15 protein-coding genes are annotated in these 17140 nt (G+C 69.0%); 4 read left to right on the top strand and 11 right to left on the bottom strand.

The annotated features are described in order from the left end of the window. Nucleotides 1–79: 79 nt before the first annotated feature. The 7 genes from yicI to PA27867_RS00345 all read right to left on the bottom strand — a co-directional run bounded on the left by yicI (nucleotide 80) and on the right by PA27867_RS00345 (nucleotide 10077). Nucleotides 80–2416: an alpha-xylosidase gene (gene yicI / locus PA27867_RS00375; protein ID WP_066591631.1), complete on the bottom strand. Its 2337-nt coding sequence runs from the start codon at nucleotides 2414–2416 to the stop codon at nucleotides 80–82. Further along, on the bottom strand, nucleotides 2413–4512 hold the full coding sequence (locus PA27867_RS00370; RefSeq protein ID WP_084020502.1) for a beta-galactosidase: 2100 nt from the start codon (nucleotides 4510–4512) through the stop codon (nucleotides 2413–2415). Before PA27867_RS00370 ends, yicI begins: the two co-directional genes overlap by 4 nt. A gap of 100 nt (nucleotides 4513–4612) precedes the next feature. Then, nucleotides 4613–5614: an aldo/keto reductase gene (locus PA27867_RS00365; protein WP_066591628.1), complete on the bottom strand. Its 1002-nt coding sequence runs from the start codon at nucleotides 5612–5614 to the stop codon at nucleotides 4613–4615. Nucleotides 5615–5625: 11 nt separating this feature from the next. Further along, a complete protein-coding gene (locus PA27867_RS00360) occupies nucleotides 5626–6495 on the bottom strand; it encodes a carbohydrate ABC transporter permease (protein WP_066591625.1) in 870 nt (289 codons plus the stop codon). Then, on the bottom strand, nucleotides 6492–7460 hold the full coding sequence (locus PA27867_RS00355) for a carbohydrate ABC transporter permease (RefSeq protein WP_066591622.1): 969 nt from the start codon (nucleotides 7458–7460) through the stop codon (nucleotides 6492–6494). Before PA27867_RS00355 ends, PA27867_RS00360 begins: the two co-directional genes overlap by 4 nt. 131 nt (nucleotides 7461–7591) lie before the next feature. After that, nucleotides 7592–8896: an ABC transporter substrate-binding protein gene (locus PA27867_RS00350; RefSeq protein ID WP_066591618.1), complete on the bottom strand. Its 1305-nt coding sequence runs from the start codon at nucleotides 8894–8896 to the stop codon at nucleotides 7592–7594. A gap of 158 nt (nucleotides 8897–9054) precedes the next feature. Next, entirely contained in the window at nucleotides 9055–10077 is a 1023-nt protein-coding gene (locus PA27867_RS00345; RefSeq protein WP_066591615.1) for a LacI family DNA-binding transcriptional regulator, read from the bottom strand. A gap of 178 nt (nucleotides 10078–10255) precedes the next feature. On the opposite strand from PA27867_RS00345, the gene PA27867_RS00340 reads away from it, so the two are divergent. After that, nucleotides 10256–11077 carry an alpha/beta hydrolase gene (locus PA27867_RS00340; protein WP_084020501.1) on the top strand — a complete coding sequence of 274 codons (822 nt, stop codon included), beginning with the start codon at nucleotides 10256–10258 and terminating at the stop codon, nucleotides 11075–11077. A 24-nt stretch (nucleotides 11078–11101) separates the two neighbouring features. On the opposite strand, the gene PA27867_RS00335 is transcribed toward PA27867_RS00340, so the two are convergent. After that, nucleotides 11102–12034: an NADPH-dependent oxidoreductase gene (locus PA27867_RS00335; RefSeq protein WP_208857280.1), complete on the bottom strand. Its 933-nt coding sequence runs from the start codon at nucleotides 12032–12034 to the stop codon at nucleotides 11102–11104. Nucleotides 12035–12081: 47 nt separating this feature from the next. Here PA27867_RS00335 and PA27867_RS00330 point away from each other — a divergent pair, with 47 nt between their 5' ends. Continuing rightward, on the top strand, nucleotides 12082–13368 hold the full coding sequence (locus PA27867_RS00330; protein WP_066591612.1) for an ATP-binding protein: 1287 nt from the start codon (nucleotides 12082–12084) through the stop codon (nucleotides 13366–13368). A 68-nt stretch (nucleotides 13369–13436) separates the two neighbouring features. Here the strand turns inward: PA27867_RS00330 and PA27867_RS00325 are convergent, their stop codons facing one another. Continuing rightward, entirely contained in the window at nucleotides 13437–14168 is a 732-nt protein-coding gene (locus PA27867_RS00325) for a FadR/GntR family transcriptional regulator (protein WP_167550806.1), read from the bottom strand. A gap of 24 nt (nucleotides 14169–14192) precedes the next feature. After that, nucleotides 14193–14342, bottom strand: a complete 150-nt coding sequence (locus PA27867_RS20470; protein ID WP_157109067.1) for a hypothetical protein — start codon at nucleotides 14340–14342, stop codon at nucleotides 14193–14195. A gap of 88 nt (nucleotides 14343–14430) precedes the next feature. On the opposite strand from PA27867_RS20470, the gene PA27867_RS00320 reads away from it, so the two are divergent. Together PA27867_RS00320 and PA27867_RS00315 are read left to right on the top strand one after the other, a co-directional pair. Beyond that, a complete protein-coding gene (locus PA27867_RS00320) occupies nucleotides 14431–15825 on the top strand; it encodes a GntP family permease (RefSeq protein WP_066591604.1) in 1395 nt (464 codons plus the stop codon). A 2-nt stretch (nucleotides 15826–15827) separates the two neighbouring features. After that, nucleotides 15828–16406 (top strand): gluconokinase, encoded by a 579-nt coding sequence (locus PA27867_RS00315; RefSeq protein WP_066591599.1) that lies wholly within the window; start codon nucleotides 15828–15830, stop codon nucleotides 16404–16406. 86 nt (nucleotides 16407–16492) lie between these two features. Here PA27867_RS00315 and PA27867_RS00310 read toward each other — a convergent pair whose 3' ends face one another. Further along, the gene (locus tag PA27867_RS00310; protein ID WP_066591596.1) at nucleotides 16493–17122 is read right to left on the bottom strand and encodes a hypothetical protein; all 630 of its coding nucleotides are present in this window, start codon (nucleotides 17120–17122) and stop codon (nucleotides 16493–16495) included. Nucleotides 17123–17140 lie beyond the last annotated feature (18 nt).

Raw genomic sequence — 17140 nt, 5'->3', positions numbered from 1 at the left:
CAGCTTTCCGGGGCGCCGGAATATTCCGGCTCGCCCCGATTGAGTGAGTCCGGCCCCATCGCGGAACCGACCCAACGCCCTAGGCGGTGAGAACGGCCGTTCCTCCTGTCGTGGCCACGCTGTCGCCGCCGGCCAGGCGCACACGGATGTCCGCGCCATCCGTGGTGACCGTCACGGTGCCGCCCCGGCGCGTGACCGTGACCTGCAGCCGGGTGCCGGTTTCGGGGCTAGTCACCCGGGTGGTGGTCGTGCTGTCCTCGGCTGCGCCCGGGTAGACGGTCACGAGCAGGCCGTCGAGATAGTCGTAGTCCGGGCGGTCGGTGCGGTTGCCCGTGGCCAGGACGGCGCCGGCGCGGATCCAGAGCGGCAGGCTCAACACGCTGTGGGTCTCACGGCGCCAGGCCGGTCCCTCGATGCTCTGGCCGGTGAGGTAGTTCGTCCAGGTGCCGGCCGGCAGGTAGTACTCCACAGTGCCGTCGGCGCTGAACACCGGAGCCACGAGAAGGTCGCTGCCGAGCAGGTACTGACGATCGAGGTAGGCGCAGGTGGGGTCGTCCGGGAACTCCAGCTGCATCGGGCGCATGAACGGAAGGCCCCGGTCGTGCGCTTCCAGGCCGACACCGTACAGGTAGGGCATCAGCTCGAGCTTGAGGGTGGAGAACAGCCGGGTCACCTCGACGGCCTCCGCGTCGAAGGCCCAGGGCACCCGGTAGCTCGACGAGCCGTGCAGCCGGGAGTGGCTGGAGAACATGCCGAACGCGACCCAGCGTTTGAACACCTCGGGGTCGGGTCTGCCCTCGAAACCGCCGATGTCGTGGCTCCAGAAGCCGAAGCCGCTGAACGCCAGCGAGAGCCCGCCCCGCAGCGTCTCGGCCATCGACTCGAACGACGAGGAGTTGTCCCCGCCCCAGTGGATCGGCATCCGCTGGCCGCCCGTGGTTGCCGACCGGGCGAAGAGCACGGCCTCGCCCTGACCGCGGTGCTCCTCGAGCACCTCGAAGACGGCCTGGTTGTACAGCTGGGTGTACCAGTTGTGCATGGCCTCGGGCGACGAGCCGTCGTGCCAGACGACATCGGTGGGGATGCGTTCGCCGAAGTCGGTCTTGAGCGCGTCGATGCCCTGCTCCAACAGCTGCCGCAGCTTGTCCTGGAACCAGCGGGTCGCCGCCGGGTTGGTGAAGTCGATCAGGGCCATGCCGGCCTGCCACTGGTCCCACTGCCAGACGCTCCCGTCGGCGCGCCGCACCAGGTAGCCGGCGTCGGCGGCCTCGGCGAACAGCTTGGACCGCTGGGCGATGTAGGGGTTGATCCAGGCGCTCAGCCGCAGTTCGCGTTCGTGCAGGCGAGCCAGCATCCCCTCGGGGTCGGGGAAGACCCTGGCGTCCCATTCCAGGTCGGTCCAGTTGAATTCGCGCATCCAGAAGCAGTCGAAGTGGAACACCGACAGCGGCAGGTCGCGCTCGCGCATCCCGTCGATGAAGCTCGTGACGGTGGCTTCGTCGTAGTCGGTGGTGAAGCTCGTGGAGAGCCAGAGCCCATACGACCAGGCTGGCACCTTCGCGGGGCGGCCGGTCAGCGCCGTATAGCGCTCGAGCACGTCCTTCTGGGTGGGGCCCTGGAACACGAAGTACTCCAGCGCCTCTCCGGCGGTGGAGAACTGCACCCGCTCGACCGACTCTGAGGCGACCTCGAAGGACACGTGCTCGCTCTGGTTGACCAGCACGCCGTAGCCGCGGTTGGTCAGGTAGAAGGGGATGTTCTTGTAGGACTGCTCGCTGGAGGTGCCGCCGTCGGAGTTCCAGATGTCGACGGTCTGCCCGTTCTTCACCAGCGCTCCGAAACGTTCGCCCAGCCCGTAGACGAGTTCGCCCACACCGAGGCTGAGCTGCTCGTGCACGTAGCTGCCGGCCGCGGCCAGACCCGTGCGGCTGATGCCCACCTCTCCGACCGGTTCGCTGGGCACCGGAGCGTTGTCGGCGAGGGTCACGTAGCCCACCGACTTGTGTCGGCTGGAGGTGAGCACCCGCCCGTCGGCCTCGAAGCTGAGGTTCCACGGTGCTCCGGCGCTGACCCGGGCGGTGAGGCCGCCGCTGGTCAGCGTGCCGGAGGTGACGGCCCCGCCGGCTTCCTCGGTGGCGGCCACGCCAACGCCCTCCGTTGCACCGACGAGGTCGAACCCCGCGGACGGGCGCCGGCCCTGGTGGTGTTCGATCCGCACCCGGATCACGCCCTCCAATGGTGAGGACAGCGTCACGGTCAGCAGCGGCCGGTTGAGGATGTCGCCGCGCCGGTCGATGACCTTGGTGGGCGCGTAGACCCGCAGGGTGTCCCCGTCGTCAATGATGTCGTACGCCTCCTGGGCGTAGACGGCGCTCACGCCGGGGCGGGTCTGCCAGAAACCATCGGTGAACTTCATGCGGACGGGTCCTCCCGGATCACGGCGACGGCTCCCGCGGCAACGGATGCCCCGGGTGCGAACCTCTCACCCGTCACCAGGTCGAGTCCGCTCGTATCGAGCCGGAGCGGCCCGGCCGAATGGTTGATGGCGAAGAGCCAGCTGGCGGCCTCGGTGGCACCCTCCGGTGCGACCGCGACCCGGCGCACCAGCTCGAGCCCCCGGTCGGCGGGCGCGACCGGGGTGATGCCGGCCCGCTCGATGAGCAGCTCCAGCAGCGCACCGGTGGCCGGCCGGTCCAGGTGGGTGGACACGTACTGCGCCGTTCCGGCGCCGACCGAACGGAGCGTGATCGCCGGCAGCCCGGCCAGCTCGCCGTCGGCGTACCGGGCGACCACGGCCGCGGCGGAGCCGTCCGGCTGGTCGGTGGTCTGCAGCAGTTCGCTCCACACCGATCCCGTCCAGGGCCCGGCGGTGATCTCGCCGGTCACGGTCACCGTGTCGCCGGCGAACAGGGGGAAGAATTCCTCGACGCGCACGCCGAGCAGGTCGCGCAGCGCCCCGGGGTAGCCGCCCTCGATCACCCGGTTGTGCTCGGTGACGATGCCGGAGAAGCTCGTGACCACCAGGTGGCCGCCGCCGGCGACGTAGGCGGTCAGCCGCGCCGCATCCGCCTCGGTGAGCAGGAACAGCGTCGGGGCGAGCACGGCCCGGTAGCCGGAGAGATCGGTGGCGGGGTGCACGATGTCCACCTGGATGCCCCGCGCGGTCAGCTCGCGGTGCATCGTGAGCGCCACGTCGAGGGAGTTCACGTCGACGCTGGGCTTGGCTCCGCTCCGCAGGGCCATGGCCGCGTCGTAGTCGAACAGGATCGCCAGCTGCGAGGTCTGCACCCGGCTGCCCACGACCTCACGGATGTTCCGCAGGGTCGCACCGAGCGCGGTCACCTCCCGGAAGATCTTGGTGTCGGCCCCGGCGTGCGGCACGACGGAGGAGTGGAACTGCTCGCTGCCGGCGGTGGACTGGCGCCACTGGAAGAACAGGGCTCCGTCGGCGCCCCTGGCGATGTGCGCGAGGCTGTTGCGGGCCAGTTCACCGACGGCCTTGGCCCGGTTGCGGGGCTGCCAGTTGACCGCCGAGGTGGAGTGCTCGATCAGGAGCCACGGGTCCCCGCCGGACATCCCGCGCACCCGGTCGGCGGAGAAGGCCAGTTCACCGTAGGTTTCCGGGTCGGCACCCATCGTGTAGTGGTCGTTGGCGACGAGGTCGACCTCGCTCGCCCAGCGGTCGTAGTCCAGCCCGTTGGGGTGGTTCTGCACCATGAAGTTGGTGGTGACCGGGATGCCGGGGGTGATCCGGCGCAGCACCTCGCGCTCGGCCTGGTAGTGGCCGAGCAGGGCGTCGGAGGTGAACCGCTCGAAGTCGAGCAGCAGGGCGGGGTTGTGGCTGGTGCTCGTGAACCGCGGCGGCTGCAGCTGGTCGAACGAGGTGTAGTGATGCCCCCAGAAGGCGGAGCCCCAGGCATCGTTGAGCGCGTCGATGCTGCCGAACTTGTGCTCCAGCCAGACCTGCCAGGCGCGGCCGGTCTCGTCGTCGTAGCTGTGCGCATTCTCGTTGCCGAGCTCGTTGCTCACGTGCCAGAGCTTCAGGGCCGGGTGGGCGGCGTACCGGGTGGCGAGAGCCTCCACCATCCGCAGCGCGTAGCGGCGGAACACGGCCGAGCTGGGGTGCCAGCCGAGCCGGCCGCCCTGGGCGTGGCGCACCCCGTGCTGGGTGACCGGGGCGATCTCCGGATGGGCCTGCAGCAGCCAGATGGGCGGCGCGGCCGTGGGGGTGGCGAGGTTGACGCCGATCCGGGCGTCCGCGAGCAGGTCCATGATCCGGTCGAGCCAGCCCCAGTCGAAGACGCCGTCGGCGGTCTCCAGCAGCCCCCAGGAGAACACGCCGACGTTGAGCGAGTTCACCCCGGCCTGCCGCATCAGCGCGATGTCCTCGATCCAGACCGACTCCGGCCACTGCTCCGGGCTGTAGTCGCCGCCGAGTGCGAAACCGTCCGCGATCCAGGGGAACCGGCTGCCGGTGGGCAGATCGGCTGAACGGGAAACGAAGTCCGTCATGGGCGGGTCACATTCTCTCTACTGGGATGGTGCGTGCGCGTGGGCGGCGGGGCGGCGCCGCGGGGTGGAGCGGGTGGTGCGGATGCTGTCGACCGGCCGGTCAGGGCCAGGACGAACCGGGCGGGTCCTGCCACCCGGCCGCCTCGGGGGCCAGGGCCTCGAGCTCGGCCCACAGGCCGGCCGGGATCTCGACGGCGTCGGCCGCGATCGCCTCCTGCACCTGGGCGATCGAGTTGCCCCCGACGATCGTGGAGGTGATCCGGGGGTCCCGGGTGCTGAACTGCAGGGCCGCGGCGGCCAGGCTCACTCCGGCCCGTTGGCAGGCCAGGCCCATGTCGGCGATCGCGGCGGCCATAGCTGCCGATGCAGGGCGGTAGGCATAGCTGCGGGCTGCCTCGGGCCAGCGGGCCAGCGCGCCGCCGCCGTAGACCGCGGCGTTGATGACACTCACCCCGCGGGAGACGGCTTCGTTGACCAGCTGCTCCGCGGAACGGTCCACCAGGGTGTACCGGTTGTGCGTGATCACGGCGCTGAACAGCCCGGTCTCCACGTAACGGGTGAGCATGGGCGCGGGCCCGCCGGAGATGCCGATCGCGTCGACCAGCCCGCGTTCTCGCATCTCCACCAGCGCGCGTACCGGCCCGTCGGCCGCGAAGGCCTCGTCCCAGCCGATCAGCTCCGGGTCGTGCAGGTAGAGCATCGGAACTCTCTCGAGGCCCAGCTTGCCGAGGCTCTCGGCCAGGCTGGCGCGCATCCGCTCGCCGGAGAACGAGCCGGTGTCGGGGTCGCGGTCGAGCTTGGTCTGCAGCACCATGCCCGCCGGGAGCCCGCCACGGCGCCCAATGGCGTCGCCGAGGTAGCTTTCGCTGGCGCCGCCGCCGTATTCGTTCGACGTGTCGATGAACGTGATGGCCGGGCCGGCGGACGGCTCCGCGCCCGCATCGAGCACGACCTCGAGGGCCTCGACGGGGCCCGCGCCGAAGCGGGCACGCGACCAGGAGGAGGTGCCCAGGCAGAGCCTGGAGACCTCGGGGCCGCCCGGGCCCAGGGTGCGCGGCGCCGGATCGGCCGCGGCGCTCTCGTTCTCGATGGGGGTGCTCATGTGGTGGTGTCCTATCCCTTGACGGCGCCGGAGAGCAGGTCGAGTCGCCAGAAGCGCTGCAGGAACAGCATCAGGGCGATCAGCGGAATGATCGACACCGCCGCGCCGGTGATGGCCACGGAGTACAGCGCCGGGGTTCCGGATCCCTTGGACAGCAGGGTGTACAGGCCGACCGTGAGCGGGTAGCTGTTCTGGTTGCTGAGCATGATGAACGGCAGCAGGAAGTTGTTCCAGATGCCCACGAACTGCAGCATGAAGACCGTGACCATGCCGGGCAGCATCATCGGCAGGCCGATGCGCAGGAAGATCCGCCACTCGTTGGCGCCGTCGAGGCGGGCGGCCTCGATGGTGTCCTGCGGCACGGCGGCCGAGGCGTAGACCCTGGAGAGGTAGATCCCGAACGGGCTGATGATCAACGGCAGGAGCACCGACATCACTCCCCCGGCCAGGCCGGCCTGCGACAGCAGCAGGTACTGCGGAATCGCCAGGGTGATTCCGGGGATCAGCACGCCGCCGAGGATCGAGTAGAAGATCAGGTTGCGACCCTTGAACTCGTACTTGGCCAGGCCGTAACCGGCCATCGTCGACACGAACGTCGACAGCAGGCCGCCGACGCCGGCGTAGAGGATCGAGTTCGCCGCCCAGAGCCCGTACTGCCCGCCGCCGTAGCTGAACAGGTCGGACAGGTTGTCCATCAGGCCGCTGCCGGGCAGGAAGGAGAATGTGGTGAACAGCTCGCTGGGCGACTTGGAAGTGGCAGTGAACACCCAGAGCACCGGGATGAGGCAGTAGATCGCGCCGATCATCAGGATGATGGTGGGCCAGACCTTGCCGCGGTTGGAGGCGAGTTTGGCCTTCTCGCGGGTGGCGATGGCGGTCATGACTGTGCTCCCTTGGTGCGACGGTTGCTGATCCACAGCACCAGGCCGGACAGCGCGACGGTGCCGACGGCCAGCAGCACGGACAGTGCGGCCGCGCCGGGCAGGTCATCGGTCAGGAAGGCGTTGCGATAGATGGTCATCAGCGGAACCCAGGTCTGGCTGATGATGTCGGTCATCGGTTTGAGCGTGGTGGGTTCGCTGTATAGCTGCAGGGCGCCGATCACCGAGAAGATCCCGGTGAGCAGGAGCGCCGGGATGACCAGCGGGATCTTGACGCGCAACGCGATCTGGCGCTCATTGGCGCCGTCGATGCGGGCGGCCTCGTAGATCTCGGCGGGGATGCTGCGGAGGGACGTGTAGATGATGATCATGTTGAATCCCACCCCGCCCCACACGGCGATGTTGGCGATGGAGCCGAAGATGCCCGAGGACTCGAGGAACGGGATCGGTCCCCAGCCCAGGGCCTTGGTGATGTACGAGAACGGGCTGGTGGAGGGCAGGTACATGAAGCCCCAGAGCAGTGCGGCGATCACGCCGGGAACCGCGTAGGGGATGAAGATGGCGGTCTGCCCGAACCGGGTCGCCCGCACGCCGGGGGTGTCCAGCAGCAGGGCGAAGAGCAGCGCGAGCCCGAGGGTGAGCGGCACCGCGATGGCCGAGTAGAGCCCCAGGTGCCAGAAGCCACTGGCCAGGGCGGGGTCGGTGAGCACGGAGACATAGTTGTCGAACCCGGCGAAGACCAGCGACTTGGTTCCGAGGATGCCGCCGCCCTGGATCTTGTACGACGTGAAGCTCAGGTAGGCCGCGTAGATGATCGGCACCAGCATGAACAGCACGAACAACACGACAGCCGGACCGACGAACAGGTAGGGGGCGAAGCGGGTCCGGGAGCGCGACCTCTTGCGCGGCGGGGCGGTGCGCGTCTGCGCGACGACCGCCGCCGGCGGGGCGGGAGTGAGCGTCATCGAAATGTCCTTTTCCTCATGGAGAGGGTCGGCGCCTGCGGGTCGACCCGGTGGAGCGCGAGGTCGGCTCCTCGCCGACCCTCTCGGTGCGGCTGACGCCGCGAGTGTGGTGCTGGGTGGTGCTGGTGGTGCTACTTGTTGCTGATCTCGAAGCCGGACTTCGTCATGTCGGCCACGACGATCTTCTGCACCGCGGTGAACGCGTCACGCCACGGGGTTCCCGCGTTGATGGCCTTGTTCAGCTCGTCGGTGAACGCGCTTTCGGCGACGTTCACGTTGGGGCCCCAGGTGACGGGGATGGCGTTGGCCGAGACCTTCGCGGCGAGCTCGTAGAAGTCGGTCTGCTGCGGCATCAGGGCCGGCGGGGCACTGGCCTTGGCGTCTTCCTGGCCGGAGATGGCTGCCGGGTAGGCGTTCTGCACGGTCAGCAGCAGGTTGGCGCCTTCTTCGCTGGCGTTGAGCCACTTGATGAACTTCGCGGCTTCCTCGGGGTGGTCCGAGTCCTTGGTCACGATGACCGAGGAGCCGCCCTGGTAGGCGACCGCGGGGTCTCCGGGGGTCCACTCGGGGAAGGCGGACATGGACCACTTGCCGACGGTGTCGGGAGCAACCCCCTCGATCACACCGGGCGCCCACAGGCCGGCCGGCCAGGAGAGCATGGTGCCGCTGTTGGCCTTGGCGTTCCACTCCGGGGTGAGGATGGGGTCGGTCGAGATCAGGTCTTCGTCGACGAGGCCCTGGAAGAAGTCCGCGACCTCGAGGGAGGCGTCGTCGGCGATGCCGACGGTCCAGGTGTTGTCCTTCACCGACCACCACTTGGAGCCGGCCTGGTTGGCGACACCGGCGTAGAACGCCCACTGGTCGGCCGGCAGCGAGGCGAGGTAGGCGCTCGGGTCGGCCGCGCGCACGGCCGCGGCGGCGGTCTTGAACTCGGCCCAGGTGGTGGGGACCGGGATGCCCCACTGCTCGAGCAGGTCGGACCGGTAGAAGAAGGCCATCGGGCCGATGTCCTGCGGGAGTCCGAAGATGTGGCCGTCGAACGTGGTCTGCGAGAGGGTGCCCTCGTCGTACTTGTCGGTCACATCGGAGACGAGGTCGGTGATGTCCAACGGCACGTCGGCCACGATGAGGGACGGCAGGGTCGGGTATTCGACGGCCGCGACGTCCGGGGCGTTTCCGGCCCGGCTGGCCGTGAGCAACTTCGCGGAGGAGTCTTTTCCGCCGCCGGCATCGGTGTAGTTGACCTGGATGTCGGGGTTGGCGGCGTTCCAGGTGTCGACGAGGCTCTGGGTGTTGGGGGCCCACGACCAGAAGTCCAGGGTCACCTTCCCGCCGGCGCTGTCGCCGGTACCGCCGGTTCCGCCGGAGCATCCGCTGAGCAGGACGGCACTCACGCCGATGGCCGCGACCGCGGAGAGAATCTTGCTTTTCTTCATGTCACTACTTCCTTGTAGGCACACGCCCTGGGGCGTGGTCGTCTGGTGAATCTGAGCTGTGCAGGATGCTTCGCACGCCTATCGCGAGGCTGTCGAAGCGCTTCGATGATTGAGGCGGGTCCTTTCCGGGTCTGTCGGCTCTGGGAGGGTGAGGGGGGCTACGCGGCCACGGTTGCGGCCGGCGGGGCCGTCGAACTCTTCCGGTGGTACACCGGAGCAATCAGTTCGACGTGGGGGTCGGCGAATCCGGCGATCTGCTGGATGGCGAGCTCGACGGCCCGCCGCCCGGATTCCTGGGAGGGCAGGGGGATGACATCCATGGGTGGAAGGAAGTGGTCGGTGGAGAAGCTGGAGCAGGCCGAGACGATCGAGAGCGCCTCGGGCACGGCTACCTCGCGCTCGCGCAGCACCTCCAGCAGGATGCCGTGGATGTTCTCGTTGCAGTTGAGCACCAGGGCGGTCATGCCCGGCAGCTGGGCCCGCAGGCCGTCCAGGGATTCCTCGACGCCGGGACGGGTGGCGACGGTGGTGTGGAACGCCGTCTGGATCCCCGCGTCGCTCCCGGCAGCGAGGAACGCATCGCGGAAGCGCGGGGCGTAGTTGGAGCCCCGTTCGTAGAGCGCCTCCGCGTGGCCCATCAGGCCGATCGAGGTGTGCCCGAGAGCCACGAGGCGACTGACGGCCAGTCGCGCGGCCCCCTCGAAGTCGAGGTCGACACAGGTGAGCCCCTCGGTGTCGTGCGGGATGCCGATCAGGGTGGTGGGCAGGCCGAGTTCGCGGATGACGTCGATCCGCTCGTCTTCCACGGTGACGTCGAGCATGATGATGCCGTCGACCAGCGAGCTCGAGACCACCCGGCGCAGGCCCGTCGTCGCTTCGCCCTCGGTGAGCAGCAGCACGTCGTAGTCATAGCTGCGGGCCGCGGTGACGACCGACAGCACGAAGGACATCAGCGCCGGCGGGTGGGTGTCCTCGTGCATCGGGGCGGTGAGCGCGAAGATGTTGGTGCGGGAGCCGGCGAGCATCCGGGCTCCGGCGTTGGGCCGGTAGCCGAGCTCGGTGACGGCCTGGGCGATCCGGGTCTTGGTGGCGTCCGCGATCGGGCGCTTACCGGAGAGGGCGTAGGACACGGTGCTGATGGACACACCGGCGACGCGGGCTACGTCGGTGATGTTGGCCATAAGAACTCCATTGTCTCTGCAGGATTCGCCGCGTTTGGATCAACCGTGACGCTTTACCGTAAGTCATCGAAGCGCTTCGCGCAACCCGTTTGTGGTGATGTCCAACTTATTCGCGGGCTGGCCAGCATCTTCCCGTGAGAGCGATCTCAGCGCCGCCGGCGCTCACTACGATGGCGGCATGACCGACACGCTCCGCCGCTCCATTCGTGCCACCCCCGCGCGTTCCCGCACCGATTCCCCGCCGTCCCTGGCGGATGCCGACCTCACGTTCCGGGCCGCCGCCCTGCCGCAGGGAACCGCCCCGTCGGTGCCGGCCGAACCCGCGCCGCTGCTGCTGGTTCTGCCGGGGGGCTCGTACCGCGAGCATGCCGACCACGAGGGAACGGTGATCGCCGACTGGCTCTCGGGGATCGGCCTCAACGCCCTGGTGGTGCGTTATCCGGTGGATCCGCACCGGTACCCGAGTGGCCTCGCCCGGGTGCAGGACGTGCTCATCGCCGCCCGGACGGGTGCGCTGGAGCTGGACATCGACCGCAGCCGAATCGGCGTGGTCGGCTTCTCGGCCGGCGGCCATGTGGCCGCGCTGCTCTCCACGGGCATCGCCTCGGCCCCGGTGCCCCCGGAGGGCCGGGTCGACCTGTCGATCCTCTCCTACCCGGTCATCTCGATGACCCACGAGCCGCACTCCGAGTCGCTCGCGAGCCTCCTCGGCGACCGGGACACCCTCGACAACCGGCGCGCGCTCAGCGCCGACACCCTGGTGGATGCGCACACCCCGCCGACGTTCCTCTGGCACACCGCAGACGACGGCGGAGTGCCGGTCAGCCATTCGCTGCGCTACGCCAGCGCCCTCGCTGCCCACAATGTGCCCTTCGACCTGCATGTCTTCGAGCGCGGCGACCACGGCAAGGGCCTCGGCCACGGCCTCGGGCCGCTCCAGGCCTGGAGTGCGTTGTGCGAGGCCTGGCTTGGCGAGCACGGCTGGGTGCCCGCCGGCTAGTCCTCCCGTCGAGCCTGCGTAGGCCTACTCGGACGCGAAGCCTTGCGCCTCGAGCGCCCCGCGGATGGAATCGCGGCCGTGCAGGCCGTCGACGGTGCTGATCCGCTTGGTCAGGGTGTCCGCCCAGCTGTAATTGTCTCGGCCGTGTTCGGCGAAATACTCCTGCAGTCGGTCTTCGTACACCTCGGCGGCCGCGAGCCAGGCTGTGGGGTCGTACCGCTCCTGGTGCAGGACCGCCGTCCGCGGCAAGCGAGGCTTGATTCCGGCCCGTTCCGACGGGTCGGGATACCCGAGCGCCACCCCGAACAACGGGAAGGTGTAGTCGGGCAGGCCGAGCTCCTGGATGATGGCCGCCGGGTTGCTGCGCAGCGCGCCGACGAACACCCCGCCCAGGCCCAGCGACTCGGCCGCCAGGAGGGCGTTCTGAGCTGCGATACCTGAATCGACGGCGGTGACGAGGGTGTTTTCGATGTAACCGAGGGTCTCAGCGCTCGCGCCCTGGGCTTCGGCAACGTTCGCCGCACGACGAAAGTCCGCGACCCAGACCAGGAAGACCGAGCTGTCCTCGACGTACGACTGGCGGCCGATGGCAGCAGAGATCCGCCGTTTCCGGTCGTCGTCCCGAACGGCCACGACGCTCCACACCTGAAGGTTGGACGACTGAGAGGCGGATTGCGCGGCCGTGATGACGAGGTCGATCTGGGCGTCGCTGACCGGTTCGGTCAGGAATTTGCGCACGGAACGGTGATTCAGTTGCAGCTCGATCGTCGGCGGCAGGATCGTCCCACCGGTGCCGCCCGGTTCGCCGTATCGGTGTGCGACCGGATCACCAGGCGGCGTCAGGTCGACAAACGGGGTGTGGCCGACGCGGTCGGTCTGGCCGGCATGGGTATTGGGCATGTGAGCATTCTCGCAAAGGCGGCTGGCCCGCCGACGCCGAGTGAGCCTCGTCAACACCGCTGCGGTGCCATAGTGCTCTCACACCCAGCGAGCGAAGGAGACCGATGACCGACTGGCGTATCCGCGATTTTCAGGCCGACGACCTCGACGGCATCCTGCGCCTCTGGGAGGAGGTCACCGCGACCAGCACAGACCCCGTCTATGCCCTCTCCGAGGTGCTTGCCTCCTGCCAGAAGGACGACGCAGTGGTGGCGGTACACGGCGACGAGGTGGTCGGTGCGGCGGTTGGCCGGGCCGCGCATGCGCAGGGGTGGATCGTGTTCCTGGCCACCACGAAACCCTGGCAGAGGCGGGGCGTCGGCTCGGCCCTGCTGGCCGCACTGGAGAGGCGCATGGCGCCGCACGGCCTGACCAAGCTCTCCGCATTGATGCCGGAGACCGCCACTCGGGTCGACGCATTCCTCAACCGCGGCTTCGAGATCAAGAACCATCTCAGCTACTTCGAGCGACGCATCCCGGTGCAGGGCCACGAGATCCGGGTGCTGGCCGACCTCGGTGGTCGCATCCTGCCCCGGGATCTCTGGGCGGGTGTGGGCGGGATGGTGCGGGAGAAAGACCTGCTCGAGCGCCGCCTCGTGATGCCTCTGGCCCGGCCCGAGATGGCCGGCCGCTACGGGGTGGTGCCGCCCAAGGCCGTGGTGCTCTTCGGTCCGCCTGGTACCGGCAAGACCACGTTCGCCAAGGCCATTGCGTCCCGGCTGGACTGGCCGTTCGTCGAGGTGTTCCCCTCCCGGCTGGCGAGCGACCCGCAGGGGTTGGCCGGGGCGCTACGGGAGACCTTCGGCAAGATCGACGACCTCGACCATGTGGTGGTCTTCATCGACGAGGTCGAGGAGATCGCCGCCCAGCGCGGCGGCGAACCGCCCTCGCCGCTGCAGGGCGTGACCAACGAGCTGCTCAAGCTCATTCCGGCCTTCCGCGAGCGGCCGGGGCGACTGCTGGTCTGTGCCACCAACTTCATCCGCACGCTCGACTCGGCCTTCCTGCGCCACGGTCGGTTCGATTACGTCGTACCGATCGGGTTGCCGGATGCCGCAGCACGGCAGGCAATCTGGGAGCGCTACATTCCCGACGACGTCTCCGGAATCGTCGACCTCGACGCCCTCGTCGCGGCCAGCGACGGTTTCTCGCCCGCCGACATCGAGTACGCCGCCCGGCGGGCCTCCCAACAGGCGTTGGAGGAGGCCCTGTTGGCGGGTGCGGACGACTCGGTGACCGGCGGGCCGACAACCTCGGACTATCTGGCCGGCATCCGCGGCACTCGCACGACAGTCTCGGCGCAGGTAGCCGCGGAGTTTCTCGAGGACATCAACCGGCTCGCCCGGCTCTGACCGGGCAGGCCCGCAGCGACCATCGCCGCACGCCGAACGGGCGTGACGACAGAAGGCGCGCTTCCGGGCTACCCCGCGGTCGAACTCGCGCCGGCCGACTCCTGCACGAACTCGGCGAGGGTGGCGTCGAGGGTGGCATACGCGGAGGCGTAGGCGGCATCCTCTTCCCCGGCCACGATCGCCGCGGCCAGGTCGTTGTGGCGGTGCGCGGATGCGGGGGTGTAGTCGGTGATCGTGAAGCGCTTCTCCTGCTCGCGGGTGCGCAGGAGCGCCGCCACGGTGTTGGCGAAGTGACTCATCACGGCGTTGCCGGACCCCTGCAGGATCAGGGTGTGGAACTCGACGTCGGCCTCGAGGAAGCGCCTCCCGTCGTTGTCGTGGTCGGCCGCCACCATCACGTCGGCCGCGCGGGCCACGGCGGAACGCTGCTCCGGGGTCATCAGGCGCGCGCTGAGCCGGGCGGCGACGGGCTCGATGCCCAATCGCAGCTGCAGCATCTCGCGCATCTGGGCGAAGTAATCACCCTGCCCGCGCCACTGGATGATCTGCGGATTGAGCAGGTCCCACGACTCCCGGGGCCGCACCTGCGTGCCCACCCGCTGCCGGGGTTCGACCATGCCAACGGACTGCAGCACCCGGAGGGCTTCGCGCAGCACCGACCGCGACACGGTGAAGCGTTCACTGAGTTTGTCGAGGTTCAGGATGTCGCCGGTCGCCCAAGCGCCGTCGACGATCTCCTGCCCGAGCGCGTTCACCACCCGTGCGTGCAATCCCCGGTCGCGCCAGGTTTCGTCGCCCACTGCAGCCATCCCTGTAAACCCCGCTCACTCGGCCCGGTCCCGCCGTGCCGTTTCGTCTCGGCGCGCGACGTCGCGTGCCGTTCGTGCGGCGATCTTGACCACATCGCCGTCGTTGTGTAACACTTCATAAATCCGATTAATCAGATTAATCAGATCACGTGTTTCTTCCTTCACTATGCCGCATCCGTGCTGTGAAGGACCCATGTGCTCACCACCATGACGAAGAGGTCGCAGGGACGCGGCCTCGGAGAAGGATTTCGAGATGAATGTGACCCGCGCGATTCAGGCGGTGGAACCCGTGGTTCCAGCCGGCAGCACTCTGCAGCTCATTCTTGCGGCGATCATCGGCGTCGCCGTGATCATCGTGCTGATCACCTGGCTCAAGGTGCACCCGTTCCTGGCGCTGTCCATCGGCGCCGTGGGCGTCGGCGTGGGCGCCGGTATGGCCCCGAACGCCGCCGTGACGAGCTTCGGCGCCGGCTTCGGCGCCACGATGGCCGGCGTGGGTGTGCTGGTGGGCTTCGGCGCCATGTTCGGCAAGCTGCTGGCCGACTCCGGTGGAGCCGACCGCATCGTCGACGCCCTGGTGACCCGGTCGAGCGTGCGCACGCTGCCGTGGACCATGGCGCTCATCGGCGGACTGATCGGCCTGCCGATGTTCTTCGAGGTGGGCCTGGTGCTCCTCATCCCCGTGATCATCCTGGTCGCGCGCCGCAGCGGCCAGTCGCTCATCCGCATCGCGATCCCGGCGCTGGCCGGCCTGTCGGTCATGCACGGTCTCGTGCCGCCGCACCCCGGCCCGCTCGTCGCCGTCACCACCCTCAACGCCAACCTCGGTCTCACGCTGGCCATCGGCGTTCTCATCGCCATCCCCACCGTCATCATCTCCGGCCCGCTGTTCAGCAAGTTCGCGGCCCGCTGGGTCAAGGTGCCGGTGCCCGAGATGTTCATCACGGCCGCCGACCAGGGCCTCGACGAGAACGTCAAGCGCCCCGGCTTCCTCGCCACGATCTCGGGCATCCTGCTCCCGGTCGTGCTGATGCTGGCCCGCTCGATCGCCGACGCCATCAACCCCGGCTCCACCGACCCGCTCAACTCCGCCCTGGACTTCCTCGGCACGCCGATGATCGCCCTCGGCATCGCCGTGATCTACGCCATGATCGTCTACGGCCGCGGCGGCGGCATGGACCGTGCGGCCGTCTCGAAGTCGCTGGCCGACTCGCTTCCCCCGATCGCCGGCATCCTGCTCATCGTCGGCGCCGGTGGTGGCTTCAAGCAGGTGCTCATCGACACCGGCATCGGAACCGTCATCGCCGACGCGGTGAACGGCTCGAGCGTCTCGGTGCTGATCCTGGCCTGGGTCGTCGCCGCGCTCGTGCGCGTCGCCACGGGTTCGGCCACCGTCGCCACCGTGACCGCCGCGGGCATCCTCGCGCCGGTCGCCGCCAGCCTCGGTGCCACGGATGTGTCGCTCATGGTTCTGGCCATCGGCGCCGGTTCGCTGTTCCTCTCCCACGTCAACGACGCGGGCTTCTGGCTGGTCAAGGAGTACCTGGGCACGAGCGTGCCGCAGACCCTGAAGACCTGGACCGTCATGGAATGCCTCATCTCCGTGACCGGCCTGGCCGGCGTCCTCCTCCTGAACATTGTGATCTAGCCATGTATGACAATCAGCAGCCCGTGCTCGTGATCATGGGCATCTCCGGCTCGGGCAAGTCCACCGTCGCGGGCATCCTCGCCGGCCAGCTCGGCTGGGACCTCGAGGAGGGCGACGACCTGCACCCGCAGGAGAACATCGACAAGATGTCCTCAGGCGAGCCGCTCAACGACGAGGACCGCGCCCCGTGGCTCGACACGATCTCGTCGTGGATCATCGAGCACACCATGGCGGGCGTGCCCGGCATCATCACCTGCTCGGCGCTCAAGCGTCGCTACCGGGACGTGCTGCGGGAGCACAACGTGATCTTCGTGCACCTGACCGGATCGAAAGACCTGATCGGACGGCGCCTGGCCACGCGGCACGACCACTACATGCCCACCTCGCTGCTCGACTCGCAGGTGGCCACGCTGGAGGTGCCGGGCCCGGACGAGAACGCGATCACCATCGATGCTGGCCGGAAGCCCGCCGAGGAGGCCGCCGAGATCGTCCGCCGCCTGGGCCTCACGCCCAGCCCCGGATCCTCGAGCTTCGGCGCCCGCGACCCCGGCCAGTCCTCGGTCGCGCGCCCCGCGGTCTGACCCAGCCCGGCAGCCCACCCCATGAGTGGCCCACTTTTTCTAGTCAGCGGCACTCCCGCACTAGCGAAAGTGGGCGACCGGAGTAGTCAGGTCAGGGCTGGATGCCCGGCCGGCAGCGCGTGGCGCTGGCCGGCGGCGTGCAGCTTGAGGTTCTTCGTTTCCCAGTCGCCGAGCGCCTGCCGCACCGGACCCAGTGCCCGGGTCTCCGGGCAGGCGACGACCGACTTTCCGCATCCGCAGTGCTGCGGGTCGGCGGGGTTCACGGTATGCAGCCGGTCGATCTGCCAGAGCACGGCCATCGCGGCATCCGTGCGGCGCTGGCCCAGCTCGGCCTTGCGCTCGGCGCGCTTGAGCACCTCGGTCTCGAGCAGGCCGCGGAGCGCGGCGTCGGGGCCGCGGTCGAAGCGGCCGGCCACGATGCCGGTGAGGTCGGCCACCTGCGCGGCGAGCGCGGCGATCTCGGCATCACGTTCGGCGATCGTGGCGCTGCTGGTGGCCTCGAGTTCGTGCAGGGTGTCCTGCTGCGCGGCGAACTGCCCGAGCCAGAGCTTGATGTGGTCGGCGTCGCGCTGCTCGGCCTTCTCGGCGCCGAGGTGGCGCAGGCAGTGGGTGCACACCACCTGATCGGTCGCCGAGGTGAAGTGGAACGGCTGCAGCGACTGGCAGCAGAAACACTGCGCCAGCACATTCACATACAGCGGGTACGAGTGGGCCACAGGATCTCCAGGGTCGAG

The sequence above is a fragment of the Cryobacterium arcticum genome, from assembly GCF_001679725.1.
GTDB classification, from domain to species: Bacteria; Actinomycetota; Actinomycetes; order Actinomycetales; family Microbacteriaceae; genus Cryobacterium; species Cryobacterium arcticum_A.
Note: the sequence above shows the minus strand (reverse complement) of the source record. Positions and strands in the feature narration are given on the sequence as shown.